The organism is Nonomuraea sp. B19D2 (assembly GCF_040137845.1).
Classification (GTDB): Bacteria; Actinomycetota; Actinomycetes; order Streptosporangiales; family Streptosporangiaceae; genus Nonomuraea.
The window spans coordinates 110,972-137,674 of sequence record NZ_JBEFAK010000021.1 but is presented as its reverse complement, the minus strand read 5'-3'; the positions used below and the strand labels follow the sequence as shown (position 1 = coordinate 137,674).

Annotated in this window: 27 protein-coding genes, 5 tRNA genes and 1 riboswitch; of the genes, 16 read left to right on the top strand and 16 right to left on the bottom strand. The window is 68.5% G+C overall.

Annotated elements, in window-relative coordinates; all coding sequences use genetic code 11:
- Positions 1–9 precede the first annotated feature (9 nt).
- From ABN273_RS33360 to ABN273_RS33330, 7 genes are all read right to left on the bottom strand, one after another.
- Positions 10–522: a DUF6879 family protein gene (locus ABN273_RS33360; RefSeq protein WP_349453056.1), complete on the bottom strand. Its 513-nt coding sequence runs from the start codon at positions 520–522 to the stop codon at positions 10–12.
- Complete coding sequence (locus tag ABN273_RS33355; RefSeq protein WP_349453055.1) at positions 497–751, bottom strand: hypothetical protein; 255 nt, start codon at positions 749–751, stop codon at positions 497–499. Before ABN273_RS33355 ends, ABN273_RS33360 begins: the two co-directional genes overlap by 26 nt.
- A gap of 209 nt (positions 752–960) precedes the next feature.
- Positions 961–1,035: transfer RNA gene (locus ABN273_RS33350), tRNA-Val, on the bottom strand.
- 19 nt (positions 1,036–1,054) lie between these two features.
- Positions 1,055–1,126 (bottom strand) — tRNA-Gly (locus tag ABN273_RS33345).
- 51 nt (positions 1,127–1,177) lie between these two features.
- A tRNA-Cys gene (locus ABN273_RS33340) sits at positions 1,178–1,248 on the bottom strand.
- 15 nt (positions 1,249–1,263) lie between these two features.
- Positions 1,264–1,335: transfer RNA gene (locus ABN273_RS33335), tRNA-Gly, on the bottom strand.
- Positions 1,336–1,426: 91 nt separating this feature from the next.
- Entirely contained in the window at positions 1,427–3,412 is a 1,986-nt protein-coding gene (locus ABN273_RS33330) for an N-acetylmuramoyl-L-alanine amidase (protein ID WP_349453054.1), read from the bottom strand.
- A gap of 263 nt (positions 3,413–3,675) precedes the next feature.
- Here ABN273_RS33330 and ABN273_RS33325 point away from each other — a divergent pair, with 263 nt between their 5' ends.
- The 8 genes from ABN273_RS33325 to ABN273_RS33290 all read left to right on the top strand — a co-directional run bounded on the left by ABN273_RS33325 (position 3,676) and on the right by ABN273_RS33290 (position 12,440).
- Positions 3,676–3,951 (top strand): hypothetical protein, encoded by a 276-nt coding sequence (locus ABN273_RS33325; protein WP_349453053.1) that lies wholly within the window; start codon positions 3,676–3,678, stop codon positions 3,949–3,951.
- Between the two features lie 13 nt (positions 3,952–3,964).
- On the top strand, positions 3,965–5,785 hold the full coding sequence (gene glmS / locus ABN273_RS33320) for a glutamine--fructose-6-phosphate transaminase (isomerizing) (protein WP_349453052.1): 1,821 nt from the start codon (positions 3,965–3,967) through the stop codon (positions 5,783–5,785).
- A 58-nt stretch (positions 5,786–5,843) separates the two neighbouring features.
- Positions 5,844–6,614 carry an SAM-dependent methyltransferase gene (locus ABN273_RS33315; RefSeq protein ID WP_349453051.1) on the top strand — a complete coding sequence of 257 codons (771 nt, stop codon included), beginning with the start codon at positions 5,844–5,846 and terminating at the stop codon, positions 6,612–6,614.
- Between the two features lie 69 nt (positions 6,615–6,683).
- Complete coding sequence (locus ABN273_RS33310) at positions 6,684–7,592, top strand: Bug family tripartite tricarboxylate transporter substrate binding protein (RefSeq protein WP_349453050.1); 909 nt, start codon at positions 6,684–6,686, stop codon at positions 7,590–7,592.
- Between the two features lie 43 nt (positions 7,593–7,635).
- A riboswitch (cobalamin riboswitch) is annotated at positions 7,636–7,829 on the top strand.
- A 21-nt stretch (positions 7,830–7,850) separates the two neighbouring features.
- Positions 7,851–10,106, top strand: a complete 2,256-nt coding sequence (locus ABN273_RS33305; RefSeq protein ID WP_349453049.1) for a ribonucleoside-diphosphate reductase subunit alpha — start codon at positions 7,851–7,853, stop codon at positions 10,104–10,106.
- Positions 10,107–10,118: 12 nt separating this feature from the next.
- Positions 10,119–11,114, top strand: coding sequence for a ribonucleotide-diphosphate reductase subunit beta (locus ABN273_RS33300; protein WP_349453048.1), 996 nt, complete (start codon positions 10,119–10,121; stop codon positions 11,112–11,114).
- 56 nt (positions 11,115–11,170) lie between these two features.
- The gene (locus ABN273_RS33295; RefSeq protein WP_349453047.1) at positions 11,171–12,187 is read left to right on the top strand and encodes a mechanosensitive ion channel family protein; all 1,017 of its coding nucleotides are present in this window, start codon (positions 11,171–11,173) and stop codon (positions 12,185–12,187) included.
- Positions 12,188–12,365: 178 nt separating this feature from the next.
- Positions 12,366–12,440: transfer RNA gene (locus tag ABN273_RS33290), tRNA-Pro, on the top strand.
- Positions 12,441–12,586: 146 nt separating this feature from the next.
- Here the strand turns inward: ABN273_RS33290 and ABN273_RS33285 are convergent.
- Together ABN273_RS33285 and ABN273_RS33280 are read right to left on the bottom strand one after the other, a co-directional pair.
- Positions 12,587–13,468, bottom strand: a complete 882-nt coding sequence (locus tag ABN273_RS33285) for an SMP-30/gluconolactonase/LRE family protein (RefSeq protein WP_349453046.1) — start codon at positions 13,466–13,468, stop codon at positions 12,587–12,589.
- A gap of 141 nt (positions 13,469–13,609) precedes the next feature.
- Positions 13,610–14,197, bottom strand: a complete 588-nt coding sequence (locus tag ABN273_RS33280; protein WP_349453045.1) for a TetR/AcrR family transcriptional regulator — start codon at positions 14,195–14,197, stop codon at positions 13,610–13,612.
- Positions 14,198–14,248: 51 nt separating this feature from the next.
- On the opposite strand from ABN273_RS33280, the gene ABN273_RS33275 reads away from it, so the two are divergent.
- Positions 14,249–14,956, top strand: coding sequence for an SGNH/GDSL hydrolase family protein (locus ABN273_RS33275; RefSeq protein ID WP_349453044.1), 708 nt, complete (start codon positions 14,249–14,251; stop codon positions 14,954–14,956).
- On the top strand, positions 14,953–16,905 hold the full coding sequence (locus tag ABN273_RS33270; RefSeq protein ID WP_349453043.1) for a tetratricopeptide repeat protein: 1,953 nt from the start codon (positions 14,953–14,955) through the stop codon (positions 16,903–16,905). The genes ABN273_RS33275 and ABN273_RS33270 overlap by 4 nt, the downstream gene beginning before the upstream one ends.
- Positions 16,906–17,131: 226 nt before the next feature.
- Here ABN273_RS33270 and ABN273_RS33265 read toward each other — a convergent pair whose 3' ends face one another.
- Complete coding sequence (locus ABN273_RS33265) at positions 17,132–18,220, bottom strand: epoxide hydrolase family protein (protein WP_349453042.1); 1,089 nt, start codon at positions 18,218–18,220, stop codon at positions 17,132–17,134.
- 96 nt (positions 18,221–18,316) lie between these two features.
- On the bottom strand, positions 18,317–18,730 hold the full coding sequence (locus tag ABN273_RS33260) for a nuclear transport factor 2 family protein (protein ID WP_349453041.1): 414 nt from the start codon (positions 18,728–18,730) through the stop codon (positions 18,317–18,319).
- An 87-nt stretch (positions 18,731–18,817) separates the two neighbouring features.
- Here ABN273_RS33260 and ABN273_RS33255 point away from each other — a divergent pair, with 87 nt between their 5' ends.
- Positions 18,818–19,258 carry a MarR family winged helix-turn-helix transcriptional regulator gene (locus ABN273_RS33255; RefSeq protein ID WP_349453040.1) on the top strand — a complete coding sequence of 147 codons (441 nt, stop codon included), beginning with the start codon at positions 18,818–18,820 and terminating at the stop codon, positions 19,256–19,258.
- Here ABN273_RS33255 and ABN273_RS33250 read toward each other — a convergent pair.
- Entirely contained in the window at positions 19,236–19,454 is a 219-nt protein-coding gene (locus ABN273_RS33250; protein ID WP_349453039.1) for a hypothetical protein, read from the bottom strand. The genes ABN273_RS33255 and ABN273_RS33250 overlap by 23 nt on opposite strands.
- A 567-nt stretch (positions 19,455–20,021) precedes the next feature.
- Here ABN273_RS33250 and ABN273_RS33245 point away from each other — a divergent pair.
- Positions 20,022–20,366, top strand: a complete 345-nt coding sequence (locus ABN273_RS33245) for a type II toxin-antitoxin system prevent-host-death family antitoxin (protein WP_349453038.1) — start codon at positions 20,022–20,024, stop codon at positions 20,364–20,366.
- Here the strand turns inward: ABN273_RS33245 and ABN273_RS33240 are convergent.
- Entirely contained in the window at positions 20,363–20,734 is a 372-nt protein-coding gene (locus tag ABN273_RS33240) for a hypothetical protein (protein ID WP_349453037.1), read from the bottom strand. The genes ABN273_RS33245 and ABN273_RS33240 overlap by 4 nt on opposite strands.
- 263 nt (positions 20,735–20,997) lie before the next feature.
- Between ABN273_RS33240 and ABN273_RS33235 the strand changes: the two genes are divergently transcribed.
- A complete protein-coding gene (locus ABN273_RS33235) occupies positions 20,998–21,198 on the top strand; it encodes a hypothetical protein (RefSeq protein ID WP_349453036.1) in 201 nt (66 codons plus the stop codon).
- A 1,435-nt stretch (positions 21,199–22,633) separates the two neighbouring features.
- Here the strand turns inward: ABN273_RS33235 and ABN273_RS33230 are convergent.
- Positions 22,634–22,816: a hypothetical protein gene (locus tag ABN273_RS33230; protein ID WP_349453035.1), complete on the bottom strand. Its 183-nt coding sequence runs from the start codon at positions 22,814–22,816 to the stop codon at positions 22,634–22,636.
- 188 nt (positions 22,817–23,004) lie between these two features.
- Between ABN273_RS33230 and ABN273_RS33225 the strand changes: the two genes are divergently transcribed.
- Both ABN273_RS33225 and ABN273_RS33220 read left to right on the top strand, forming a co-directional pair.
- On the top strand, positions 23,005–24,276 hold the full coding sequence (locus tag ABN273_RS33225) for an MFS transporter (protein WP_349453034.1): 1,272 nt from the start codon (positions 23,005–23,007) through the stop codon (positions 24,274–24,276).
- Positions 24,277–24,594: 318 nt separating this feature from the next.
- On the top strand, positions 24,595–24,777 hold the full coding sequence (locus ABN273_RS33220; protein ID WP_349453033.1) for a hypothetical protein: 183 nt from the start codon (positions 24,595–24,597) through the stop codon (positions 24,775–24,777).
- A gap of 815 nt (positions 24,778–25,592) precedes the next feature.
- Here the strand turns inward: ABN273_RS33220 and ABN273_RS33215 are convergent.
- Positions 25,593–25,757: a hypothetical protein gene (locus ABN273_RS33215; protein ID WP_349453032.1), complete on the bottom strand. Its 165-nt coding sequence runs from the start codon at positions 25,755–25,757 to the stop codon at positions 25,593–25,595.
- A gap of 126 nt (positions 25,758–25,883) precedes the next feature.
- Between ABN273_RS33215 and ABN273_RS33210 the strand changes: the two genes are divergently transcribed.
- Positions 25,884–26,096, top strand: a complete 213-nt coding sequence (locus ABN273_RS33210) for a hypothetical protein (RefSeq protein WP_349453031.1) — start codon at positions 25,884–25,886, stop codon at positions 26,094–26,096.
- Here the strand turns inward: ABN273_RS33210 and ABN273_RS33205 are convergent, their stop codons facing one another.
- A complete protein-coding gene (locus tag ABN273_RS33205; RefSeq protein WP_349453030.1) occupies positions 26,097–26,654 on the bottom strand; it encodes a DinB family protein in 558 nt (185 codons plus the stop codon). It lies immediately after the preceding gene.
- Between the last annotated feature and the right edge of the window lie 49 nt (positions 26,655–26,703).

Here is a 26,703-nt window from a genome sequence, read left to right as displayed (position 1 = left end):
GTGCGGAGATCAGGCAGGCCGGTAGTCCGCGTGGTCGATGCCGCGTTCCCAGACGGCCTCGAAGGCCGAAGCGCACAGCTTGACCACGGCAGGATCGTCGGAGTCCTCGTAGCCGGTTGCCTCACCATCTCCGGAGTGCAGACCGAAGCGTACGAGTCGTCCGTCGAAGAGCCAGAAGTCATTGCCAGGCAAAGCAAGATCGGATGCCTTGCCCCGGGGGAGCCAGCGAACCAACTCGCCACCTGCGAGATTGGCGTACGGTGTGGCGGAGTGTTCGTAGCGGATGTAGTCGCTGACGGGCTCCGAGACGATGCGGGCACGGCGTACCACGACGCCTCGGCCGATCGTCTCCTTGGTCAGGCTGACCCAGGGAGCGTCGAAGTCGGTGCGATCGAAGGGCGAGCCCTCCCGCCACGCACGATAGCCAGGGCTTGAGTAGCCGTGGCCGTCCCGCATCTCCAGGTGCACCGCTGAGCGCGTACAGCGCCGGAGCAACTCATCCAACGTCGGGGCCGCGTTCACCACATGCCTCCAGAAGGTAGCCACGCATGTGCGCTGGAAGCCTAACGATCATTTCGCCCGGTGCGAGCGGGCTGCGCGCCACCACCTGCTCCACCTCGGATGGATCCGTGACCATGATTCCTTGGATCACGAAGCTTCCGTCTTCGTCATCGACCCAGACGGAGGGGCAACCGCCGTGCTCGCGGGTGCCGTCGATGCCGATGAACCGTAGCGCCATGATGGCCTCCACTGCTCCGAATGTGCGCGGACTTGCACACACGCGAGCCTGAAGGGCAATTGGAGGGTCGTCAAGAGAGGCCGCCGGATCGCGGGCCATCACGGTCGGCGCAAAGTCAGCACCGGTGCTGACAACTGCCGGTGATCAACCCGGAACAACAAGAAGCCCCAGAATCCCGGCATGTGCCGCGATCTGGGGCAACCTGAATTTGCTAGAGAGCCTGGTGGACGATACTGGGATTGAACCAGTGACCTCTTCCGTGTCAGGGAAGCGCTCTCCCGCTGAGCTAATCGTCCATATTGAGTTAGAACTCAGAGCGGAAGACGGGATTCGAACCCGCGACCCTCACCTTGGCAAGGTGATGCTCTACCACTGAGCCACTTCCGCGTGGTGCTGTGTTTACTTTAGCGGATCCCGAGGGGTCCGCCGGCCGGGCCGAGGTGGAGACGGGATTTGAACCCGTGTAGACGGCTTTGCAGGCCGCTGCCTCGCCTCTCGGCCACTCCACCAGGAGTCTTGCTCCGAGCGGAAGACGGGATTCGAACCCGCGACCCTCACCTTGGCAAGGTGATGCTCTACCACTGAGCCACTTCCGCGTGAACCCCGGACGACGTGCGCCAGGCCACGGGAAAACCATATCGCTTTCCCGGAGTGCCCGTGCGCAGCGAGAGCCGCGTGGAGCCAAATTCACTCGATCAGGCGCATGTCCTTGGTCATCACGAACATCACCCGATGGCCGAGCTGGATCTGGTAGTAGCGGAGCTGGCCGGTGGTGGTGACGTGTTTGGCCGGGCTGAAGGCGCCGGCGGCGTAGTAGGAGCCGGTCACCGTGTCGCCCACCGTGTACGTCTGGCCGGGCCCGATCTTGTACTGGAGCGGGGTGAGCGGCTGGTGGGACGCCAGCTTGTAGGCGGACTTCTCCGGGTACGCGCGTCCGTACACCTTGGTGCCGGGCTTGAGCGGAGTGACCAGAGGGCCCTTGGCGGGGACTGCGGTGGGTTTCGAGGGCGGGTTGTAGAACCAGGCCTTCTGGCCCAGGTACCAGATGGCCGTCCAGTCGCCCTGCCGGGCCGCGACGGCGTAGCGCTGGCCGGTCGAGGCGCGGGCGCTGTGGTCGTACACGCTGTACGTGCCGGGCTTGCCCGGATGCTTGCCCGGGTCGCTGATCAGGGGAGACGACTCGCTCGGCTCCTTGTGCAGCCAGACCGTGGTGGCGCCGTGCGCCGGGCAGTCCTTGCCCGGTTTGGCGGTGCCGCAGCCGGTGAAGCGGGGCCGGTTCTCGCCGTACGGCGGGCGGATCATGATGGAATCGCCGTTTTTGGCGCCCTTGAGCGGCTTGTTCAGCAGGTCGAAATAGTGGGCCCAGTCCCAGTACGGCCCCGGGTCCTGGTGCATGCCGGAGACGGCCTTCGGGGTGCTGCCGGGCACGTTGTCGTGGCCGAGGATGTGGGCGCGGTTGAGCGGGATGTCGTACCTGCCGGCCAGGTATTCGACCAGCTTGGCCGACGAGCGATACATCGCCTCCGTGTACCAGGTGCCCCCTTTGGCCAGGTAGCCCTCATGCTCGACCCCTATCGAACGGGTGTTGACATCCCAGTTGCCCGCGTGCCAGGCGATGTCGTTCGTCGGCACGTGCTGGGCGACATGCCCGTCGCCGGAGCGGATCGTGTAGTGCCAGCTCACGTACTTGGGATCGCCGACCATGGATGGGATGCCCCGGTAGGTCCCCTCGGTGTCGTGAATGATGATGTAGTCGACGGTCCGGGTCCGGCTCAGGTGGTCGTGGTTGCCGTAGTTCCCGCTCTTCTTCTTGCCGAAGCGTTCGTACGCGGCGGGCATCCATTCGCAGGCGAGGGACTCGGGGCACTCCACCTGCCCGGTGTTGCCCGCTTTGCCCACATTCTCGGTTTTCTTCTCCTCGGGGGCCGGCAGGTCGGGCACGGGGTCGAGCCGCACCAGGAAACCGTCATCGGTACGGCGTTCCGCGCCCTCTCGCATCACCGAGAACACCTCGTCGGCGAACTCATGAGCCGTGGCCGCGTCCTCGGCGCCCGAATAGCGGGCGACGGCCTCGTACCAGTCGACGGGGTCGGCGCTCGGGCGGTCCTGGTAGGAGGCGAGGAGGGCGGCGCCGGCCCTGATGTTGGCGGCCGGGTCCGCCCGCAGGCTGGCGGGGTCGGCCCCGATCAGGCGCCCGGCCTGGGGGAGCGTGGCGGGCGGGTCGGCCATGCGCAGCGCCGACAGGGGAGGGGCGGCGGTGACCGTACGGGACATCGGGCGGGCGTCGTCTCCGCGGGCGTCGCCGAGCGCGTCACCCAGCCCACGGTGGACGGCGGGCAACGTGTCCACCAGGTGCATCGGCCCGTAGCCGCCCGCCGTGCTGGGCGACCCGCCGTTGGCGTCCCAGCGGGACTCCAGGTACGAGACGCCGAGCAGCACGCTCTCCGGCACGCCGTGCTGCCGGGCGGCCACGGCGAAGTCAGCCTGCCGTTTCGACGGGCTCGCGGTAGAGCCGGTCCGCCGTTTCGACGGGCTCGCGGCGGAGTCGGTCTGCCGTTTCGACGCGGTCGCAGTGCCGGGGCCGTCGGGTCGCGCCAGGTGGTCGCGCGCGGGCACGGAGGCAGGCCAAGTGAGCGTGGCGGCGATCAAGGTGGCGGCGAGCCAGATGTGCATGACCACTCCCTTGGGAACGTCACGATGCAACTACTCACCGTAGCCATTCCCCGAAAGGGATGTGTCAGACGGGTCGGATGATACACATGAGACCGCCCCGATCGGCTGCTTCCTGGGGTGGCCGGCCGGCCGGTCACTTGCGGGTGGTTCGCTAAAGATTGGGGCCGCAACGACCTCCTCTAGAGAGCTGTTGGAGTTAATTTCTGCCCGATATCGGGCAGCATGTTGGCGTGTCTCGTTCCAGATGCGTAGTGTCCTCCTCTGTGTCCACCGCCCGGCATCCCTACGAAGACCTCATCGTTCACCTCACCGAGACGAGCCCCTTGGGCCCGGGCGAGGCCGCGCGAGTGGTCGCCGACGTGCTGTCGTACTTCTCCGAGTCAGCCGAGGAGTACGTCCGCCGCCGTCACGGAGAGCTGAAGTCGCGCGGCCACACCAACGACGAGATCTTTCCGAGGATCGCCCGCGAATTACGCGGTCGCCGGGTAGCGGCACCCGAGCTGTCCCTGCGGCAGCTGCGCAGGATCATTTACGGATAAAGAGGAGACCTCTATGTGCGGAATCGTGGCCTACGTCGGCCCGAGGGACGCGGCCCCCATCCTGCTGGAGGGCATGCAGCGGCTGGAGTATCGAGGCTACGACTCGGCCGGGGTCGTGGTGTCCAACCGAGGGCTCAAGGTGCGCAAGGTCAAGGGCCGCGTGGCTGACCTGGCCAAGGTGATGCCGGCGAGGTTCAAGGGCACCCTCGGCATCGGGCACACCCGGTGGGCCACGCACGGCGTGCCGAGCGACGTGAACGCGCATCCGCACCTGTCCGCCGACGAGCGCATCGCCGTCGTGCACAACGGCATCATCGAGAACGCCGGCGAGCTGCGCGCCAAGCTCGAGGCCGACGGCGTGGCGTTCGCCTCCGAGACCGACACCGAGGTGCTCGCGCACCTGATCGCCCGCGCCGTCGACGAGAACGACACCCTGGAGGAGGCGGTCAGGAAGACGCTCAAGAGCGTCGTCGGCACGTACGGCATCGCGGTCATCGACGCCGAGCGGCCCGGCGAGGTGGTCGTGGCGCGCAACGGCAGCCCGATCGTGGTGGGCATCGGCGAGAAGGAGATGTTCGCCGCCTCCGACGTGGCCGCGCTCATCCGCTACACCCGCCAGGTCGTCCACCTGGAGGACGGCGAGCTGGCCGTGCTCAAGGCCGACGGCTTCCACACTTTCGCCAGCGACGCCCGCGAGACGGCCAAGGAGCCGCTGACCGTCGACTGGGACGCCGGGCACTACGACACCGGCGGCTACGAGCACTACCTGCTCAAGGAGATCTCCGAGCAGCCCGAGACGATGACGCGCACGATGAGCGGCCGGCTCGACGAGCGCTTCCACGTGGCCCACCTCGGCGGCCTCAACATGGACGCCCGTGAGACGCGTTCCTTCCGCCGGGTGAAGATCATCGGGTGCGGGTCGGCGTACTACTCGGGGCAGATCGGGGCGCAGCTCATCGAGGAGCTGGCCAGGATCCCGGCCGACGCCGAGCCCGCCAGCGAGTTCCGCTACCGCAACCCGGTCGTCGACCCCGACACGCTCTACGTCGCGATCAGCCAGTCGGGGGAGACGTACGACACGCTCGCCGCCGTGCAGGAGCTCAAGCGCAAGGGCGGCCGCGTCATCGGCATCGTCAACGCGGTCGGCAGCGCCATCGCCCGCGAGGTGGACGGCGGCATCTACCTGCACGCGGGGCCCGAGGTGTCGGTGGCCTCGACGAAGGCGTTCACCTCGACGTCGGTGGCGTTCGCGCTGCTGGCGCTGCATCTGGGCAGGGTGCGCGACCTGTCGCCCGCCGACGGGCGGCGCATCGTGGCGGGCCTGCGCAGGCTGCCCGGGCAGATCGAGGAGATCCTCGCGCAGGGCGACAAGATCGCCGAGCTGGCGCAGAAGTACGCCAAGCACCCGAGCATGATGTTCGTGGGCCGCGTGCGCGGCTACCCGGTGGCCAGGGAGGGCGCGCAGAAGCTCAAGGAGATCTCGTACGTGCACGCCGAGGCGTACCCGGCCAGCGAGCTCAAGCACGGGCCGCTCGCGCTGATCGGCCCCGACATGCCGACGGTCGCGATCGTGCCCGACGACGAGCTGCTCGACAAGAACCTCACCACGCTCGGCGAGATCCGCGCGCGCGGCGGCCAGGTCATCATGGTCGGCCACCGCGAGCCCGACGCCAAGCTGGCCGACGACGTGATCGTGATCCCCAAGAACGAGATCGAGCTCGACCCCATCCTGCTCACGATCCCGTTGCAGCTGCTCGCGTACTATGCCGCCGTGGCGCTCGGCCGCGATGTGGACAAGCCGCGCAATCTAGCCAAGAGTGTCACGGTCGAATAAAGAGGCCAATTTGGCCTCAAACCTCGTTATCTTGCTGCGGACGGCATAAATTCGATACGTGCGGCAGTTCGACCATGAGACGCCCAATCTCGCACGCATGTACGACTACATGCTCGGCGGGAAGGACAACTTCGCGGTCGACCGCCAGGCCATCGAGCAGCTCGCCGAGCTGATCCCGGAGGCGGTCCCGCTGGCCCACGCGAACCGGGCCTTCCTCCAGCGCGCCGTGCGCTACGTCGCCGCCGCCGGGGTGAGCCAGTTCCTCGATCTGGGCAGCGGGCTGCCGACCCAGGGTAGCGCGCACGAGGTGGCGCCGGAGGCCGGGGTCGTCTACGTCGATCATGATCCCGTCGTCGCCGCACACGCCAGGGCCCTGCTCGGAACTCCGGGCAGGGCCGCCTTCGTTCAGGCGGACCTCCTCGATCCCGACGCGGTGCTGGCCCAGGCGGGCAGGTTCCTGGACCTGCGCAAACCGGTCGGGGTGCTCCTGGTGTCGATCCTGCACTTCCTGCCGGACTCGGCGCGGCCGCAGCGGGCGGTGGCCCGTCTGTGCGAGAGGCTGGCGCCGGGCAGCTACCTCGTGATCACCCACGCCACGTCGATGGGCCGGCTGGAGGACGGTCAGCGATACCGGGGCGCCGCCACGGAGAATCCGGGCTCCGGCACCGACCGCACGCCCGCCGAGATCCGCGCGTTCTTCGGCGACTTCCCGCTGGAGCCCCCAGGGCTCGTACAGGCCGTCGACTGGCGTCCCGACCGGCCCAAGCTGGTCGGCGACTGGTCGCTGCCGTCGTCGCTCATGGCCGGGGCCGGGAAGAAGCCTTTGTGAGAGATATGTGTATCTCTGCGTAAATTGCCAATAACCCCCAGTAAGCGGTAGTTCGGGGGAGAGAGGCACATGCGCCGTCGACGGTTCTTCGCATGGGGGCTGGGTGTGGCCGCGTGCGCGGCCGGCTGCGGCACGGAACGCGCCACCGGAGGCGTGCCGGGCCTGCGCGCCCGGTTCTCGATCAACCCGGAGGGGCGCCGCTGGACACGCGTCGGGCACGTGTTCGCCGACGTGGCCCGCGCGACCGGATACCAGATCGGCGCCGGCACGAAGGTCACGCTGACCGGCCTGCCCGCGCTGGCCGCCGCAGAGGTGAACAGCGCCCAGACCCTCCTCGACACCACGACGCCGCTGTCGCGGCTCAGCGGCGATGTCGAGGTCGTGGTCGTACCCGGTGACTCCCGATTCAGGGACTTCGAGGACTTCGGCGCCCAGTTGCTCGCCCGGCCGGGCCAGATGCCGCTGGCGGGCGGGCCGGAGGGCGAGCCCGACCACCTGCTGTTCGGGCTGATCGCCAAGGGGCTCGGCGCGGACACCAGGCAGGTCGACTACACCGGCTATCCCAGCAGCCAGGAGGCCGCCACCGCGCTGCTGTCCGGCAAGGCCAAGGCCGCCGCGGGCCTGCTCGCCGACTGGCGCGCCGGCATCGGCGCGGGCCGGGTCCGGGTGCTCGCGGTGTCCTCGGCCAGGCGGGTGGCGGAGCTGGACGTGCCGACGCTGCTGGAGTCCGGCGTACGGGTGGACTTCGCGGACTGGGTGGCGGCCTTCGGCCCCCTGGCCATGCCGGACGGAGCGCGCGAGGCGGCCATCCGCATGTGCGACGACGTGACCGGCTCGCCGGCCTGGGACGCGGCCTGCCGCTCCGAGGGGTGGGTCTCGATCCCGCTGAGCGGCGACGACTTCGAGCTGTGGCTGAGCTCCGAGGTCGAGCGCACCCGCGCCGTCCTGCGGGATCTCGGACTGCTCGACAAGCCCTGAGCCACAACATGCTGGGTCGGTTGCGGGAACGGCTACTAGATGTAGGATCCTCCTCGTCGCTGGTTCGCCTCTCCTGAGGCGGAGTAAAAGGGAACCCGGTGCGATTCCGGGGCTGCCCCGCAGCGGTGAGCGGGAACGACCGCCGTCATTCGCACTGGAGCGATCTGGGAAGCGACGGCCAGTAGGAGCACTTGCGCGCCCGCGAGCCCGAAGACCTGCCTGCGACATGCCGGGCTGCCCGCCCGGCGTGAAGTGACCATGGCCTCGAGGGAGGGCCGGGGAGCGAACCGGCGGGTGCTGCCTGCCGTCGTGCTCTCGCGCGCCCTCACGGGGGACGAGCTCGCGAGGAGAGAGCACGTGACGCAGATCATCGGGATCGACCGTCGTCTGGCCATCGAGGAGGCCGCCGCCCGGGTCATCGCCGATCCCGCCAACTCCCGGGTCGCCGCCCGGCTGCTGGCCGAGGAGATCGCCGACGAGGCGGCCGCGCACGGGGTGCGGTCGTTCTCCGAGTCCATCGCCGCCACCCACGCGGCCGGGCTGATCCAGGACGGGCTGGCGGAGTTCGTCGCCGCGCACGCGGCCGAGCTGGACGCGCTGATCTCGGCGGAGGCGGACGACCGGTTCGAGTATTTCGGGTTGCGCACCGTCTATGACCGCTACCTGCTGCGCCACCCCGAGACGCGGGCGGTGCTGGAGCGGCCGCAGCACTTCTTCCTCCGCGTGGCCTGCGGGTTGTCGGAGTCGGTCGCGGAGGCCGCCGAGCTCTACGCGCTCATGTCCACGCTGTCGTACCTGCCCAGCTCACCCACGCTGTTCAACTCGGGCGCGCGCCGGCCGCAGCTCTCGTCGTGCTTCCTGCTCGACTCGCCGCGCGACGAGCTGGAGGCGATCTACGACAGGTACGGGCAGGTGGCGCGGCTGTCGAAGTACGCGGGAGGCATCGGCATCGCCTGGACCCGGGTGCGCTCGCGCGGCTCCCTGATCCGGGGCACGAACGGCCACTCCAACGGCATCGTCCCCTGGCTGCGCACGCTGGACTCCTCCGTCGCGGCGGTCAACCAGGGCGGGCGGCGCAAGGGCGCGGCCTGCGTCTACCTGGAGACCTGGCACGCCGACATCGAGGAGTTCCTGGAGCTGCGCGACAACACCGGCGAGGACGCCCGCCGCACCCACAACCTCAACCTGGCCAACTGGGTGCCCGACGAGTTCATGCGCAGGGTGGAGGCGGACGAGGTCTGGTCGCTGTTCGACCCGAAGGAGGTGCCCGACCTCACCGACCTGTACGGGGAGGCGTTCACGGCGGCGTACCGCGCGTACGAGGCCGCCGGGCGGTACGTCCGGCAGCTCCCGGCCAGGACCCTCTACGGCCGGATGATGCGCACGCTCGCCCAGACCGGCAACGGCTGGATGACGTTCAAGGACGCCGCCAACCGCACCTCCAACCAGACCGCCCGCCCCGAGAACGTCATCCACCTGTCGAATCTCTGCACCGAGATCCTGGAGGTCACCAGCGACGCCGAGACCGCGGTCTGCAACCTCGGCTCGGTCAACCTCGCCGCCCATCTCGCCGGCGGTGACAGTGACCGGGACCTGGACTGGGAGCGGCTGCGCGGCACCGTGCGCACGGCCGTGCGCTTCCTGGACAGGACCATCGACCTGGGCTTCTATCCCACTCCCGAAGCCGAGTCGGCGAACAAGCGGTGGCGGCCGATCGGGCTCGGCGTGATGGGCCTGGCCGACGTGTTCTTCGCGCTGCGACTGCCGTTCGACTCGCCGCGGGCGCTGGAGCTGTCCACGCAGATCGCCGAGGAGATCGCGCTGGCCGCGTACGACACCTCGGCCGACCTCGCGGCCGAGCGCGGCCGGCACCCGTCGTACGCCGACACGCGGGCGGCCGGGGGAGTGCTGCACCCGGACCACTACGGCGCCGGGGCCGCGCCGCGCTGGCAGGCGCTGCGGGAGAAGATCGGGGTGACCGGCCTGCGCAACTCGCTCATGATCGCCATCGCGCCGACCGCCACGATCGCCTCCATCGCCGGCTGCTACGAGTGCATCGAGCCGCAGGTGTCCAACGTGTTCAAGCGGGAGACCCTGTCCGGGGAGTTCCTGCAGGTCAACCGGTATCTGGTGGCCGATCTGCAGGCGCGCGGGCGGTGGACGCAGGAGATGCGCGACGCCATCAAGCGGGCCGACGGCTCGGTCCAGGAGATCCCCGGCATCCCGGACGACCTCAAGGTGCTCTACCGCACGGCCTGGGAGCTGCCGCAGAAGGCGCTGATCGACCTGGCCGCCGCCCGCCAGCCGTACATCGACCAGTCGCAGTCCCTGAACCTCTTCATGGCCAGCCCGACCATCGGCAAGCTCTCGTCGATGTACGCCTACGCCTGGAAGCGGGGCCTGAAGACCACCTACTACCTGCGCTCCCGCCCCGCCACCCGCATCGCCCAGACCACCGTCGCGGCTTCGGTTTGCTCCCTGGAGAACCCGGAGACCTGCGAAGCCTGCCAGTAGAAGGAGACTTCCATGCTGCTCGACCCGGGAATGGACCTCACCCTCCGGCCCATGCGCTACCCCGACTTCTACGAACGGTATCGCGCGGCCATCCGCAACACGTGGACCGTCGAGGAGGTGGACCTCCACTCCGACCTCGCCGACCTGGCCAAGATGACGCCCCAGGAGCGGCACCTGATCAACCGGCTGGTCGCGTTCTTCGCCACCGGCGACTCCATCGTGGCCAACAACCTCGTGCTCAACCTCTACCAGCACGTCAACGCCCCTGAGGCGCGCCTGTATCTCAGCAGGCAGCTGTTCGAGGAGGCCGTGCACGTCCAGTTCTACCTGACGTTGCTGGACACGTACCTTCCCGACCCCGACGAGAGGGTGATGGCCTTCGCGGCGATCGACCACATTCCCTCGATCCGCGACAAAGCGGAATTCTGCTTCAAGTGGATCGATTCGATCAACGCGTTGCAGCGCCTGGAGACCCGGGACGACCGCCGGCGCTTCCTCCTGAACCTGATCTGTTTCGCCGCCTGCATCGAGGGCCTGTTCTTCTACGGCGCCTTCGCGTACGTGTACTGGTTCCGCTCCCGGGGCCTGCTCGGCGGCCTGGCCACCGGGACGAACTGGGTGTTCCGCGACGAGTCCATGCACATGGAGTTCGCCTTCAGCGTGGTGGACACGGTGCGGGCGGAGGAACCGGATCTCTTTGACGATGACCTGGGCAAGCAGGTTACTCTCATGCTGGAGGAGGCCGTGGCCGCCGAGCTGGCCTTCGCCGAGGACCTGTGCGGGGACGGCATGCCCGGCATGGGGGTCGAGCAGATGCGCCAGTATCTCGAGTACGTCGCCGACCAGCGGCTGGCCAGGCTGGGCCTGCCCAGGAGGTACGGCTCGGCGAACCCGTTCGCGTTCATGGAGTTGCAGGACGTCCAGGAGCTGGCCAACTTCTTCGAACGGCGGGTCTCTGCTTATCAAGTGGCAGTTGAGGGCAATGTGACCTTTGACGAGACGTTCTAGACATTGGGGGCAAGGGCGTGCAGTCTCCGGCGGACTGGCCGATTCTCGTAATCTCGGTGATCGGGTCGATCCTCCTGGTTGAGCTGGTGCGAAGGGTGCTGAACAAGGTCGGGCGCAAGTGGGCGCTCGCCCGGCACCTGGTGGAGCACTGCACGTGGCCCGCGTTCTCGGTGGCGGCCGTGGTGGCCTGCAACGCCGTCTTCGGGCCGGGGATGTTCGGCTCCGGTCTGACCGAGCGGAGCGTCGCGGCCACCGTGCAGCGGGTGCTCGGCCTGGCCACGATCGCCGCGGTCACCTGGCTGATCGTGCAGGCGTCGTACGCGCTGACGGACGTCGTACTCGACCGGCTGGTGCTGGTCGAAGGGGAGCGCAACCGCCGGGCGCGGCGGATCAGGACGCAGATCGCGCTGGTCCGCCGCATCGCCGCCGCGGTCATCATCGTGATCGCGATCGGCGCCATGCTCTTCTCCTTCCCCCAGGTCCGCGCGCTCGGCGCGGGCATCCTGGCCTCGGCGGGCATCGCGGGCGCCATCGTCGGCATCGCCGCCCAGCCCACCATCGGCAACGCCCTGGCCGGCCTCCAGCTCGTCTTCAGCGACGCGCTCCGGCTCGACGACGTGGTCGTGGTGGAGGACGAATGGGGCAGGATCGAGGAGCTGACGCTCACCTACGTCGTCCTGCGCCTGTGGGACGAGCGCCGCCTGGTCCTGCCGGTGTCCTACTTCACCCAGAACCCGTTCGAGAACTGGACCCGGCACGGCAGCCGCGTCCTCGCCGTCGTCTTCCTGCGCGTGGACTGGTCGGTGCCGGTGCCGAAACTGCGGGAGGCGCTGTACGAGTTCCTGCAGGGCAACCCGCTGTGGGACCAGAAGGACTGGACGCTCCAGGTCACCGACGTGCTGCCGAACGGCCTGGTGGAGCTGCGCGCCCTGATGAGCGCCGCGGACTCGCCGTCCTCGTGGGACCTCAAGTGCGACGTACGCGAGTTCCTGGTCAACTACGTCAGGGACAACTATCCGGACTCCCTGCCCCGCTTCCGCGTGGCGACCCCGGAATCCCGCGGGCAAAATTAAATATGTGGCGCGGGGCCGATCAGGCCTTTACCGTGGACATTGTCCAGCAACTGAGAAAGGCGGCGAAGTGAGCACCCTCCTGGCCCTTCCCGAGCCGCCGCGAAGGCTTTCCGGATAAACCCTCGAATTGTTTCGGAGAGCCGTCTCGGATTTACCGGGGCGGCTTATTCGTTGACCACCGAGTGTGGGCAGCTTGGTCAGCCCGCCTGCCTTGGGAGCAGGAGCACCGCAGGTTCGAATCCTGCCACTCGGACAGCGGCCCTGAAAGGAAAGGGCCGCGGGCCACGGCCTGGCCGACGGGATTGGCGCCCCCCGGCCGGACCCAGCCCCCGCCCCGGGCCGGCCCACGCCAGCCACGCCCGGGGTCCAGCCGCGCCGGCCCGGCACCTCGCCTGGTCGTCAGCGGGGCATTCGCGGGCGGGGCAGTGCGGGACCGGCCACGTCCAGGGTGAGGCGGACGATGTTGGGCTCATGCCTCGAGCCGAGCATTCCCAGGCTTGTCACGGCAAGCCCGTCGTCGATGACGGCGATCGCGGTCGGGCCGTCCAGTCCGTCAGCCTCGGTGGCGAGGACCGTCATGGCGCCGTCCGGGGTGATGCGCAGGACGGTGTCGCGTGGGTGGACGGCGAGGTACAGCGTGCCGGCGGAGTCGAAGGCGAAGTCGTCGGCGGGTATGCCGGTGTGCACCCGCGTCAGCGCGCCCGGACGCCCGTCGTCGATGCCGATGCGCAGGACGGTCCCCTGGGCCGTGTTGGTCGCCCACAGGTCGCCGTCCCAGACCTTGAGCCCGTTCACGCCCGTGGCCGACACCGGGTCGTCCGGCGACGTCGGCGCCAGGCGCTCGTCGGCGAGCCAGAGCCGCAGCGTGTCATCGCCGGGGGGACAGCAGAGGATTTCGCCATGGACGGAGTCTGCCGCGAACAGAGTGCCGTCCTCGGCGAAGGTAATGCCGTTGAGCCCCGCCCGAGATTCCGCGGCGGCGAATCGAATCCAGCGGTGGGGAGCCTCGCGCCGCCAGATTCCCGCCACGGTGTCACTCGCGCTGCGCACAGCGGCATAGAGCCGGTCGTCGGCGTCCGAGGCAAGCCCGACCACGATCGCGCCCGTGTGCTCCGGGACCACCTGTTCCTGCTCACCACTGGACAACCAGACGGCACCCGCCAGCAGCAGCGTCGCGCAGATCGTCCCGTCGGCGAGGATCACGAGGTTCTCCGCCATCTCTCCGGCGCTGTGATCAAAGGTGTTGAGGATCTTGGAATTTGCCATCCACAGATCAAACACGCAAATGTCTGGTATGCCAAAGCGTGCTCGTCAAGTCACCGGAGATCTTGGCTCGGGTGCGGAGCAGGCCGTCGTCGTGACGCGTGCCGCAGTTCGATCGACGCGTTCGTCTTGGCCCGTGGCGCAGCAGCGGCCGGACGTTCACAGGAGCTCGTCGATCAGGCGTCGCACCTTGTCCGCTGCGTCCGGTTCGCCCAGGCGCATGGCGGTGTTGGCCGCGGTGAGCACCGCATCGAGGTGGAACGCGGTGAGATCGGCGTCGCGGCCGATTGCCTCCCCGGCGTGGGCGGCGTGCTGGATCTGCTCGGCGAGCAGATCCAGCCAGGCCTGGCGCTGGCGCTGCAGCGCGTCGCGGACCGGGCCGGGGCGGCTGTCGAAGACGGGCAGGTTCGCGGCCCAGAAGCAGCCTCCAGGAAACAGCGGCTGTTCGGCGTAGGCGATCCAGCGTTCGATGAGTGCTCGCACCCGGGCCGATCCTTGCGGCGCGTCGAGGGCGGGCCGGACGACCGCGTCCAGGAACGCCTGGCGGGCGGTCTCGATGGTGGCGAGCTGCAACTGCTCCTTGCTCCGGAACAGCGTCGCCACCCCGCTCTTGCTCATCGCCAGGTCGGTGGCCAGGCGGCCGATGCTCAGCTCGCTCAAGCCCTCGACGGAGGCCACGTCCACGGCGTGGCGGGTGATGGCCACCCTGGAGCGCGCTCCGCGCGCCACGCGTTGATCTGTGGTCATGCTGATCCTTCCCGGTTGTGAATACGTACGAACGATCGTACGCTTAATTTCGTGACCACGACAACGCATCGGACGGAAGAGTCCGATCCCTTCTGCCTGCCGCCGGAACGTGCCGCAGACCTTCTCGCCCGGGCGCCCTGGCGCCGCTTCGCCACCGTCGGCGACAGCCTGGCGGCGGGGACCGGCGACCCCAGCCCCGGATACGCCGGCCTCGGCTGGCCCGACCGCGTCGCCGACGTGCTGCGCCGCGTCCACCCCGAACTGGCCTACCTCAAGGCCGCCGAGGTCGGCGCGACCACCGCCCGGACGCTGGGCACGCAGCTGGACCGGCTCGCCGAATTCGCCCCCGACCTGGTCCATGTCTCCTGCGGGGCCAACGACCTGTTCCGGCCCGTCCCGGACTACGCCGCCATCACCACCACGCTGGCGCGGGTGTTCGAGCTCGCCGCCGCGTCCGGGGCGCAGCTGACGACCTTCACCCTCGGCCGCGCGTTCGTGGTGCCGGGGTTCGCGGACTGGGGCGAGCGGGTGCGCCGCGTCAACGACATCACCCGCGGCCTGGCCGCCGATCATGGCGCGGTCCTGGTCGACATGTGGGACCACCCGGTCAACGACCGCCCGGACCTGCTGAGCGCCGACCGCATCCACTTCGCCGCCGCCGGGCAGGCCGTGCTGGCCACCGAGATCATCAAAGGCCTGGCACGCCTGCTCACCACCGGGATCACGACCGGGACCGCGGGCGAGGAGACGGTGGCATGAGCGTGCGGAAGACGTCGTGGGGTGCGGTCTCGATCGTGCTGGCCGGGGCGTTCATGGCGACCCTCGACTCGTTCATCGTCATCGTCGCCGGGCCGTCGATCCAGGCGGAGCTCGGGGCGAGCGAGGGCGAGCTCCAGTGGATCCTGGCCGGCTATCAGCTCACCTACGCGGTCCTGCTCATCACCGGGGGACGCCTCGGCGACCTGTACGGCCGCCGCCGCGTCTTCATCGCCGGCACGGCGGCCTTCACCGGCGCCTCGGTCGTGTGCGCGCTGGCACCGACCGCCGCCCTGCTCATCGGAGCCCGCTTCGCCCAGGGGCTGGGGGCGGCGCTGATGGTGCCTCAGGCGTACGTGTTCCTCACCGTGGTGGTCTCCGAACGGGACAGGCATCGCGCCTTCGGCGTGCTCGGGGTGGTGCTCGGGGCCGCCTCCATCGTGGGACAGCTGGCCGGCGGCCTGCTGATCGGCGCGGACGTGCTCGGCTCCGGCTGGCGGTCGGTGTTCTGGATCAACGTGCCGATCGGGCTCGCCGTGGTGCTGCTCGCCGCCCACCGGTTGCCCGAGTCCACGGCGCCGCACGCCCGCCGGCTCGACCTGGCCGGCATGGCCGTGCTCAGCGCCGCACTGGTCCTGGTGACGTTCCCCCTCATCCAGGGCCCCCAGACGAACTGGCCCGGATGGGCTTGGGCCAGCCTGGCCGCGAGCCTTGCCTGCCTGGCCCTGTTCGTCCTGCTCGAACGCCGGATCGCGGCGCGAGGTGGCACCCCGCTGGTGCGGATCTCGCTGTTCCGGTCGCGGCCCTTCTCGGTCGGTGTGGCCCTGATCTTCGTCATCTACACCATGCTGACCTCCTACTACCTCGTGCTGTCGGTCTCGTTGCAGGACGGGCTGGGGCAGTCGGCCATTGCGGCCGGCCTGGTCTACACGCCTGCGGCGGTCACCTTCTTCGTCTTCAGCCTCATCGCCGGCAAGCTGGTCCCGCGCCACGGCCGCCGCGTCCTGGAGGTCGGAGCGATCGTGCTCGCGCTCGGCTACGCCGCCACCGCGCTGCTCCTCATCAGCGGCATCCCGTACACCCCGGCCGCGGTCATCCCGACGCTCGTCCTGCAGAGCGCCGGCGGCGGGCTGCTGATCACACCCGCACTCAACGCCGTGCTGAGCCGGATCGACCTGGAGGACGCGGGCGTCGCCTCGGGCGCGCTGTCCACCGCCCAGCAGATCGGCGGCGCGCTGGGCGTCGCGGTCATCGGGGCGGTGTTCTTCACCAGCTTCGACCCTGCCGCCACCGACAGGACCGCATCCGCGGGCCATGCCCTGGCGATGGCGTCGCTGGCCACCTTCACCGCGGCCGTCATCGCGGTGATCTTGGTGTTCCTCCTGCCTCGGGCGCGGCCTCACGTCGGGAACCCGCGGGACGCAAAGCTGGCGCAAGCCGTACGCCTCCGCGAACAGGGCCATGCCGACCAGGCCCGCTCGCGGCTGCTGGACCTGGCCGCCGAACACCCCGACGACGCCGAGATCGCCTACCAGACGGCCTGGGTCCACGACGTCCTGGGCCTGGAAGCCGACGCCGTCCCCTTCTACGAGCGCAGCCTCGCCGGATCGCACCTCACCGACGAGGACCGCCGCGGCGCCCTCCTCGGCCTTGGCAGCACCTACCGGATTCTCGGCCGCCACACGGAGGCGGAGAAGACCCTCCGCCAAGGCGCCGAGGAGTTCCCCGGCGACGCCGCCCTACGGGCCTTCCTCGCCATGGCCCTGTACAACACCCGCCACCATCACGAGGCCATGCGTATCCTGCTGGTGCTGCTCGCAACCACCAGTCAGGACCCCCAGGTACGCCGGTACCGGCGAGCGATCGAGCACTATGCCCAGGACCTCGAGGCCGTCGAGACGGTGAACGGCCACGGGGGGACCGGCGGCGATCCCACGATCGGCACGGGGTGACGACGCACGCAACACGATCGATGACGGCGCCTTCCGCAGCACGAACTCTCGTCACCATGCTGGCGGGCGTCCTGCGGTCAGGTCCATCCCCGACCGCGCGCCGGCCGCCACCCACAGGTGCACGGCCGCGCCGCGTCGGCGATGCGCACGGTGTCGCCGACCGCGGCGGGCGCGGTGGGCTCGGCGTCGGAGCCCTGTCGAAGGCCTCCTGGCGGGTGGCGACCCGCTAGTCGTACTTGATGTGGGTGAGGAAGAAGTCCCGGATGTCCTCGGCGAGCAGTTCCGGCACCTCCATCGCGGCGAAGTGGCCGCCGCGCTCGAACTCCGACCAGTGCCTGATGTCGTACAGCCGCTCGGCCAGCGGTCGCACCGACTGCGTGATGTCGTGCGCGAACACCGCCACGCCAACCGGTACCGGGCACGGCTCGATCCGCCGCGGAGCATCGTGGTGCAGCCGTGCGGAGGAAGCCGCGGTGGCGGTCAGCCAGTACAGCGAGATGTTGGTGAGCATCCGATCGTCACTGATCTGCGAGCGAGGGTCCGTCCACTGTGCGAAGCGCTCGGCGATCCAGACCAGCTGGCCGACCGGCGAGTCGGTCAGCGCGTAGCCGATGGTCTGGGGGGTGAGGGCCTGTAGAGCCTGGTACGGCGGACGATTCGCCATAAGCTGCCGGATCTTGTCCAGCCGAGCTTCATCCGTTTCGGACAGTTCAATGTCGGCGTCCGGGACCGGCCGGGTCGGCAGGTAGTTGACGTGCACCCCGACGACCTGCTCGGGTGCCACCGCACCGAGCGCCATTGAGATGCCCGAGCCGAAGTCGCCGCCCTGCGCGCCATAGCGCTCGTACCCGAGACGGCGCATCAGCTCAGCCCAGGCCCGCGCGACCCGGACGACATCCCAGCCGCGCTCGTGGGTCGGCCCGGAGAAGCCGTAACCCGGGATGGACGGAATCACCAGGTGGAAGTCGCGCGACAGCGGCTCGATCACGTCGAGGAACTCCAGGAACGAACCGGGCCAGCCGTGGGTGAGGACCAGCGCGAGCGCGTCCGGCTTCGAAGACCGGACGTGGACGAAGTGGATGTTCTGGCCTTCGATCTCGGTGGTGAAGTGCGGAAGCTCGTTGAGCTTGGCCTCGTGCTCGCGCCAGTCGTAGCCGGTGCGCCAGTATTCGGCCAGTTCCTTGAGCCGCGCCAGCGGGAAGCCGTAGTCCCACCCGGCGTCGGCGACCTCGTTGGGCCAACGGGTACGGGAGAGCCGGTCGGTCAGGTCGTCGAGGTCGGCCTGGGGGATGTCGATGCGGAAAGGCTTGATCATGGTCTTGACTCCAGGGGGATTCATTCGGACAGACGACGTGCTTGCCGGTGGTGCGTGGCACACCCCCGTGGGTGTCCACAGCTTCCCGGAAAGAGATCAGTTCTCGCGCGTCCAGGCGGGCGTGATCCGCACCTCGCGGAATCGCCAGCCCGCCGGCGTCCGTACGGTGGTTGAGGTCATGCGCAGGCCGCCGGTGAAGTGGGGGGCTTGGCCATCGCGGTAGTAGTACACGAGCGAGTTCGCCGAGGCGGCCGCCTGGTCGCCCTCGACGTTCACCAGCAGGTCGGTAGTCGTGTGCTGGGTGTGCTGCCCCTCGACCTCACCCTGTCGCATGAAGCCGACGACCTTGTCGATGCCGTGCAGTTCGCCCCCGCGCGGCGAGTGCACCGCCACATCGTCGGCGAAGACGGTGTCTGCGTCCTCCCACCGCTTCTCGTCGAGCAGGCGCGCGAAGCGGGTGAACAGGTCGGCGATCTCGATACGGTCGGCGAGCAAAGTATCCGTAAACATGACGTCCCTTTCGTTGGCGACTCCAACATTGGCGCCACCCACTATACATAGATTGATTGGCTGCGCCAACGATGTAGGGTGGTTGCCGTGGAAGAGACACCCGCACGATTGACCGCGAAGCCAAGTTGGCTGCTCACCCAGCTGGCAGTGCACGCCCACCGGTTGGCGTCCGACGGCTTCGGCGAGGTGGGGGCGCGTGGCTACCACTACCGAATCCTGGCCGCGCTGGACGAGTTCGGGGTGGCCAGTCAGGCCGTGCTTGGCCGCCGGTGCAACATGGACCGCAGCGACGTCGTGGCGGCGATCAACGAACTGGCTGAGCAGGGTCTCGTCGAGCGGACGCCGGACCCGGATGACCGAAGGCGCAACATGGTGACCCTCACCACGGCGGGTGATCGGCAACTGCGACGCATGGACCGAGCGCTTGACAAGGTGCAGGACGACCTGCTTGGACCGCTTCCGGCCGAGGACCGGCGGACCTTGACCCGCCTGCTCACTCAACTGCTCACGCACCACCAGCGGGGGTGAGGAGGCCGGCTCGAGCCTCGAAGGATGCCCCCTCCTCGCCGAGGACGGAGAGCCGCGGACCGCGTTCGAGGGGCCACGGACCGCCGGCGGGCCGCACCGTGGCGTTCGGCGCCGAGACCATGGCGGCCGCCTGCGGATGCTCCAGCTCCTCGGCGGGGCCGCAGGAGGGGTGGACGACGAGCGTCGCCGCCCTCACTCAGGTCGGGCCATAACGCACGACGATGGCCCACGCACAGCGCGGGCCGTCACCCCTCGCCCGCGCCTGTCTCGCAGCGCGGCGCAGGGCCGCTCAGGGCGTCGGCCCCAAACCGCGCAACTGCGCAGGCCGCAGCGGCCGCCGGCCGCTGGTGTCGAGCTTGGCCGGTTCCGCGTGCAGATCGCGGCGCAACCCGTTCCTGGTTGGCGGGCAGATGGCGCAATCCACACAACCGAAAGGCCCTCACCCTATTCACAAGGCGCCGGTCGACGCCCGGCCCGCCACGGTGGTGCGCGCCCCCTGCGGAACCGGCTGGCCACCCTCGTGGCCAAGCACGACAATAGTTCCCGCAGCCGGCTACCAGGCACGCCCGGCCCGACGCGCCCGGTCGCGCAGCAGGCCCGCGCCGCCGGCACCGCGCGCACCGCCGACGCTGCGGACCAGCCAGAACGCACCCTGCAGGACCGGCTGGCCGACCTCATGACCAAACACGCCAGACGCCGGTGACCGCCCGCCTTAGCGTGAAACGATCTAGAACGACGTTCGGTTGTGTACACAATGCGGATCATGAAGAAGATCGGGATTCGGGACGCCCGCGCCCGCCTGGCCGAGCTCATCGAAGCGGCCGGCGGCGGCGAGCCGGTGACGCTCACCCGGCGCGGCCCGGGCCGCAACGAGGCCGTGCTCCTGCCGGTCGAGGCCGCCGCGGTGTGGCAGCGCCACCTCGCCGAGCAGGAAGCCGAACGGCAGCGGCGCGCACAGGAGAAGGCCTTGGGCGAGCGGTTGCCGGCCCAGATCGCCCGGGAGCTCGGCGTCGGCTGCTCCACGCTGTACCGGGCGCTGGAGAACGACGACCCGGCCGTCCCACCGCTGACCACCGAATCCGGCGGGCGGTGGGTGAGAAGCGGCTAAGAACGACAAGCCTCGCCGGTCCTGGCGATGTCGCCCTGGTTCACCCAGGCGCGAACGGGACCCACCACCGTGGTCGTCTTCACGCCTACCTCCCCGCTGGGAAGCTTGCGAATCTCTCCCTGGTAAATGCTGAGCCGGCTGCCCTTCCGGAAAAACCCGGAGCGGACGAAGCCGTCGGAGGTTAGGAACCAGCGCGAGGTAGTTCTGAGGACCTTTGCTGGGCAGATGATGGCCAGTGTGCTCGCCGGGGCCGCTTTCGCTACCGCCGTTCCGGACGTGCTCGCCTCGGCCGAGGCAGCCGTTGGAGCAATGAGCATGGCGGCGGCAATGCCAGCGAATGCCGCCGTCGTGTAGCGCTTGAATCGCACGTGCTTCTCCTTTGTCATGCCTAACTTTTCTGCCAGTCGCCTCTTACGACGGATGCAAGGGATTGAGTGTGACGCGGGGCCGAAGAAGTGTGATCCACATCTCAAGGTGGCCGACGAGCGGCGGTGTGGCCTCTCCGGCGCATCGCTGGCCGAGGAGAGCCTTCGGCCAGCAGCCGCCGGGCTGAGCGCGGAGCAGGTGCCTGTGGTCCTGTGCTCGACGACGGCCCTGGCTACGTCCTGGGCGGCGGCGTACCGTGGCGGTCGTGACAGTCGACAGCGATGCATGGAACATCCGCCACCAGCAGAACCTGATCGACCTGGCCGACGACCTCGCCGAGCTGGACGCGGCGTTGCTGGCGCAGCTGGACCCGCTCGACCGGGCCCAGGTGCGCGCCCGGGAGGTGCTGTGGGTGTACGCCGACGCGATGTGGGACGCGGTCACGGCCACTAAGCCCGGCGATTGAAGCCAGATCTTGAACGGAAATGATCAACCGCAGGACGACCTGCCGGAGCGTCCAGCTAAGTTACTCGCGGTAACCGCCCACGGCTGTCCGCGGGTTCCTCAACCCCGGTATCGAGGCGCTGTGCGAGGGCGGTGACGAGGGCTGTCCAGCCGTACAACGCGTCGGGTTCGGAGGTCGTGCGGGTCACGGTGGGCGCGGAACGCGGCAGGCGGCGAGGTTCAGTACGTCCTGATGCTGTATCTACCGCCCACGACCTTGGGGTATTTGTCCGGGCAGTAAGCGGTCGAATACTTGCCGATGGGCTTCCAAGGGCCGAGAACGGCCTTCTTGGTGGAGCCATTGGTGCATATTGCGATGGCGCGCACTTTCCCCGATCCTTTGTAGCAGATTGCCATTACCGAGTCGGTAGTTTTATGCACGGTGGAGTGGCAGAGTCTGGGCGGGGGATCGGCCTTCGCGACACCGGGCGTGAGCGAAATTAGCGCGAAAGACGCAGCCGCTGTGGCAGCGGCCAAGATTCCTCTACTCATGGTCATGAATGTACCGGCGTGCGCGAGATAAACAAGGCACTTCCCCTGTGTTTTCGTTCGACGGTCAATACTGTCGACCACGGGCATGCAAGCTGTGGATTACATGCTATTGACAAGGCGCTCCGGCCGCAGTTGGCCCTCAACCGGCGGAGTAGTGGCGTTCGCGCCAGTGCAGCGTCGCAGCGTACGCGATTCCCGCGCGGATGAGGATGGCCAGCAGTAGCCCGATTCTTGGATTCGGCCTCGTGAAGCGGTAGTTTGGCCTGGATGATCACCCCTGATCTGGTGGCGGGGATTCCCAGCTGCTCGGCCAGATAGTCCACCACCGGCCACGGCACCGCCAGCGGATCCTCCAGGAACAGCCCCTTGTAACGGACCGTCCCGATCGAACGCGTCCAGGAAGAAGAACTTCTCCAGAGCCGACAGCGACGGCAGCTCCTCGAACGCCGTTTACGCCCTGACCTGGTTATCAGAGAAAAACCCCACAGGCGTGGGTGACAACGGTAGAGATACCACTGATCATCGTCAAAGCGGCGATCGCGCCAGATGCCCGAATCTCGAAGTCGAGACGATCACACACCGAAACCGGACGTCACGTTCCGCTCAAGATCATTCTGGACGCCAACCGCTGTTCCTGGGTTCCTCAACCCCGTAGTCGGCGGAGTCGTCACCCGGTCAGCTCAGTGTCGTCGGTGTGACGTTGGGCTTTCGTCGTGGGCCGGGTGGGGGCCCGCAGGTCCGCGTTGCTGGCCCAGATCAGGCCGAGGCCGAGATCGAAGACCTTCTCGCCGAGGACCTGCGCAGGGGCCTTGGCGAGGCCGGATAGCCGCAGGCCCGTACTGCATGCCGATGTCGTACGGGTGAGCTCTTCCTCTGGGAAGATCCTGGACCTGGCTGTGAGGTAGTCAGCCCTGGTGGAGCTGGAGCCACTGGTCGAGGGCGGCGAAGTCGGTGTCCGTGAGGCCGTACCGCGGGTCGACGCGGTGGAGGAGCGATCGTCCTGGGTGGTGGGCCTCTACCCAGGTTCGGTCATGGTCGGTGATTTCGTCGTCGACCCAGACGAAGGTGCGGCCGGCGGCCCAGTCCACCAGCGTGCAGGTCTTCCAATGGAGCTACTGTTTCCAGCATTTGACACCTCCACCGAAGATGGCCGCGGCGCTGGCAACGGTTCCCGGATGGCCGGCCCAATATCCTGCGCGAAGTATGGACTGGAGGTTCCGGTCGGCGGCGGAGGCCCAACACCAATGATCACCGGAGTCACCAGGGAGCCCGCAGCATGACCGGTACCACGGAGGCCCTTGGCGGGTCGGCTGCAGTCGACGATGCAGCACGAAGTGTCACGCGCCCGTTCTACGTGTACGCCGTGCTCGCCAACACGCTGTTCCAGCGCGGCGTATTCGTCCTCTTCCTTCAGCAGCAAGGCTTCTCCGCCGGGCAAGTGGCCCTACTGCAGACACTGCTCTACCTGGTCAGCGGACTTGCGGAGTTGCCGACGGGAGTCATCGCTGACCGAATCGGCAGGCGCGCCGGCATCGTGATCGGCCAGGTGCTGATAGCTGGATGTCTGCTCGGTCAGCTGGCGTTCTCCAACTACTGGGTGTTCCTGGCGCTGTTCATCGGGCAGGGCGTGGGCATGGCATGTGTGTCCGGTTCGGACACCGCCCTGCTGTACGACCTGCTCGTGCGTCGTGGTGCAACGGCCAGCTACGTCAAGATCAAGTCCCGGTTCACCATGCTCGGGACGGTCACCTCGGGAGCCGCCATCGTCCTCGGCGGCCAACTGCAGCAGATTTCCTGGGGAGTCGTCTACGTCGGTTCGGCGGCGTGCCTCGTCCTGGCCGTGGTGGTGTTGATGTCACGGGTGCCCGAGATCCGCGGCGCGGACGCGGTGGACGAGCAGGACGGAGCCGAGGAGGAGCACGGCGACGCCACAGCATGGCGGGCGATGCTTCGGGTCGCCACGCCGGCGCTCGTGACGCTTGTCGTGGTGTCCGGATTGATGCATGCGACTTTGACGCCGTACATCATTTTTACGCAGAAGACCCTCTCCGATCAGGGAGCGGGCACCGCATTGGTCAGCGTGGTCATATCGGCGGGATTCTTCGCCGGCGGGCTCACTCCATTGCTGTCGGACCGCGCGGACCGGCGCATCGGGTATCGGGCCATCGTCCCGGTGTCTCTTGTGACGCTCGCCGTGGCGCTCGGCCTGAGCGGCCTCGGCCTTGTCTGGGTCACCATCGCCGCGTTCCTGGCCCTGGCCGGAATTCCCGAGATCACCGCCGTGATCGTGGACAACGTGTTCAACGAGGCAGTGCCGTCGCGCCACCGGGCGAGCCTGCTGTCGATGATCGCATTCGTGGAGTCGGCGCTCATCGGCATCGGCTATCTCATCCTCGGCGCGCTCATGGACGGGTTGGGCTCCAGTGTGGGCATGGCCACCTACGCCGCGGTCCCCCTGCTGGCATGTCTCCTGTGGCTCCCGGTGCTCTTCCGAGGGGCACGGGTGACCACCGAGATCGAGAAGGCCGCCGACCAGAAGGCATCCTGAAACAGACCATCTCGAGCAACGGCCGGTGCGCACCGCCGCAGGCTGGACGTGGGACCAGCAACCGTTCGCCAGGGCCAGGATCCCCCGCAACTACCACTCGACCGCCCTCCTGATGCCGGACGGCCGCGTGTTCACCGGCGGCTGAAACAAGAACTCCAGCCCCGGTGGTGAGGACGTCCGTCGGCTCGAGTTGGAGATCTATGAACCCTGGTACGCATGCCGGCCCCGCCCCCGCATCCTCCACGCCCCTAAGAGCGTTCGCCCGGGAAACACACTTCAGGTCGACGCCCGGCCGTCACGGCAGCGAAGGCGATCGCCGTGCGCGCCGCGTACCTGGGCGGCCAGTCAATCGCCGGTCTGGCCCGCGACCACCACGTCAGCCGCGGCGCCATCCGTACCGCCGTCGCCGACCTCCTGCCCGAGCACACGGCCGCCGACACGGGCACCCGCCCCCGGAACTGCCGGTCGTCCTCGACATGCCGGGCAAGGTCGCCGACTTAGCACAGCGCAAGGCCCGTCGCGAGTACGCGAACCGTGTCAGCACCCTCGCGGGCGACACCCCGTAACGAGCCGTCCGGGTTCCAAGACCAACAAGTGGCGGCTTCTGGGCTCACCTCGGTGACACCCCTACCGGCTGGGCATCGAATGGGGATACCTGCGAGGCCAGGACCACGCCGCGCAGCTGGAGCTGCTGAACGCCGCCGACTGCCGCGAGATCGTCGAGGAGACCATCTCAACCCGCCGCAAGGACCGCCCCAAGCTGCAGGCCGCCCTGGCCCCGCGCGGCATCAACCTGCACATCCTGACCGGCATCTGCGCCGGCATCCACAAGCCCAACGGGCAGAGCATCGCGGACAAGATGCTGTTCATGGTCGCGGCCATGGCCGCCGAGACGGAGCGCGACCTGATTCAGGAGCGCACCCTGGAGGGCCTGGACGCCGCCCCGCGCTGCTGGCCGCGTCGGCGGACGCCCGGTGATGGTGACCGAGGACGTGCTCGCCGCCGCGCCCTCACGCTGACGATCCTTCCCTTTCAAGGCTTCCCGTGCCGACCGACGCATGGGAAGCCTTCGCCATGCCAGGGCACACCCCGCGACCCGCCCTCTGAGGGGATGGCCTTCGGGGAGGATCGGACCGGACATTGGCGGTAGCCGCAACAGGATGCTGCTATCGCAGATAGTGCTGATCATCTGCGTCCGGTGGGCCGGGCGTACGCGGCTCCGCCCGGCCCGGGCGGTCGGAGCGTGCCGGGGTCTACCAGCCCTTGCTCCGGGGGGCAGGACGGCGGGTCGTGGTCCGGGGCGAGGACGCTCGGGATCAGGCGATGTTGAGCGGCCCGTTGACCAGGTACGCCGCCAACGGACCGGTCATCTGGGACCGTGCCGGCGGCTGCAGGGCCAGCCCGTTGGCGCAGGTGGCGAGGGCCGTCCGCCTCGTCCGCCTGATCGCGGCCAACCGGGGCGACCGCCTGGAAAGGTTCATGCCCTCGACCGACCCTGCCCGGCGCCGGATCTCTGTCACCCGCTACATGCGCCACGGACACGGCGATGAGTTCAGCGCCCGCGACGCGATGTCCGCCGCACGAGCGGCGATGACATCGGTCAAGGAATGCACCGCGCCACCACCTTCGAGGCCGCAAACCCCCATTCGATCGCCCGCAAGGAGTTCGCCACGATGGCCCAGGCTGCCGACGAGTGCATCACGAAAGTTGCCGGCATCGACAAGGTCGGGCCGCAGGCGGTCCGGCAGGAGAACACCAGCCTGCTCACGCAGATGACCGCCGACCTGGAAGCCCGGTTCACCGAGCCGGCGGCAGGCTGATCAGATCGATCCCAGGTTGAGAAGAACTCGCTCCGAGAACGCGGCTCGCAGCATGCGAAGCTGGCCTATTTCGCTGACGTTCTTCATCAGCTCGGAGTTGACCCAGGCGATCACGTGGGCGACGGTGTGCTCAGAGTCCTGTGGCCAAGGGAAGGGGGGCGCCGGGGCGTCCAGGTCGGCGTCGGTGAGGCGATCCAGCTCGGTCAGCCAAGTGGCGCGGAGATCACGCAACCATGCGACGGCGCTCGTTCCATCACCCGGCCAGGTGATCTCGGTCCTGTCCCGAGGCTTGCGTCCCTGAGCGTGATCGATGGTCACACTCCACCACCAACCGATATGCCAGCTCAACCAGCCGATGGTGGGAACCGGGACGGGATCGGGCTCGGTCTCCGCCCAGTCGGGCACCCATGTTCCAGTGGCGTCGGGGCGCACAGTCCAGCAAAGAGTGGCGGGTTCCCACAGAAAGTCCGCAGGTTGCAGGCGTTCCAGGTGGTAATCGAACAACGACCAGGTGAAGTCGAACTGCCAGCGCAGCAAATCGCATCGAGATACGTTCATCAGGACATGTTGACAGACTCCGCTGGCTCCGGCGGGGATCACGGGTCGA

Coding starts and splice junctions, on each gene's coding strand:
- ABN273_RS33330 (WP_349453054.1), bottom strand. CDS start 3,412: ATGCACATCTGGCTCGCCGCCACCTTGATCGCCGCCACGCTCACTTGG.
- glmS (WP_349453052.1), top strand. CDS start 3,965: ATGTGCGGAATCGTGGCCTACGTCGGCCCGAGGGACGCGGCCCCCATC.
- ABN273_RS33310 (WP_349453050.1), top strand. CDS start 6,684: ATGCGCCGTCGACGGTTCTTCGCATGGGGGCTGGGTGTGGCCGCGTGC.
- ABN273_RS33305 (WP_349453049.1), top strand. CDS start 7,851: ATGGCCTCGAGGGAGGGCCGGGGAGCGAACCGGCGGGTGCTGCCTGCC.
- ABN273_RS33300 (WP_349453048.1), top strand. CDS start 10,119: ATGCTGCTCGACCCGGGAATGGACCTCACCCTCCGGCCCATGCGCTAC.
- ABN273_RS33280 (WP_349453045.1), bottom strand. CDS start 14,197: ATGACCACAGATCAACGCGTGGCGCGCGGAGCGCGCTCCAGGGTGGCC.
- ABN273_RS33270 (WP_349453043.1), top strand. CDS start 14,953: ATGAGCGTGCGGAAGACGTCGTGGGGTGCGGTCTCGATCGTGCTGGCC.
- ABN273_RS33265 (WP_349453042.1), bottom strand. CDS start 18,220: ATGATCAAGCCTTTCCGCATCGACATCCCCCAGGCCGACCTCGACGAC.
- ABN273_RS33260 (WP_349453041.1), bottom strand. CDS start 18,730: ATGTTTACGGATACTTTGCTCGCCGACCGTATCGAGATCGCCGACCTG.
- ABN273_RS33245 (WP_349453038.1), top strand. CDS start 20,022: ATGAAGAAGATCGGGATTCGGGACGCCCGCGCCCGCCTGGCCGAGCTC.
- ABN273_RS33225 (WP_349453034.1), top strand. CDS start 23,005: ATGACCGGTACCACGGAGGCCCTTGGCGGGTCGGCTGCAGTCGACGAT.
- ABN273_RS33215 (WP_349453032.1), bottom strand. CDS start 25,757: ATGAACCTTTCCAGGCGGTCGCCCCGGTTGGCCGCGATCAGGCGGACG.
- ABN273_RS33210 (WP_349453031.1), top strand. CDS start 25,884: ATGCACCGCGCCACCACCTTCGAGGCCGCAAACCCCCATTCGATCGCC.
- ABN273_RS33205 (WP_349453030.1), bottom strand. CDS start 26,654: ATGAACGTATCTCGATGCGATTTGCTGCGCTGGCAGTTCGACTTCACC.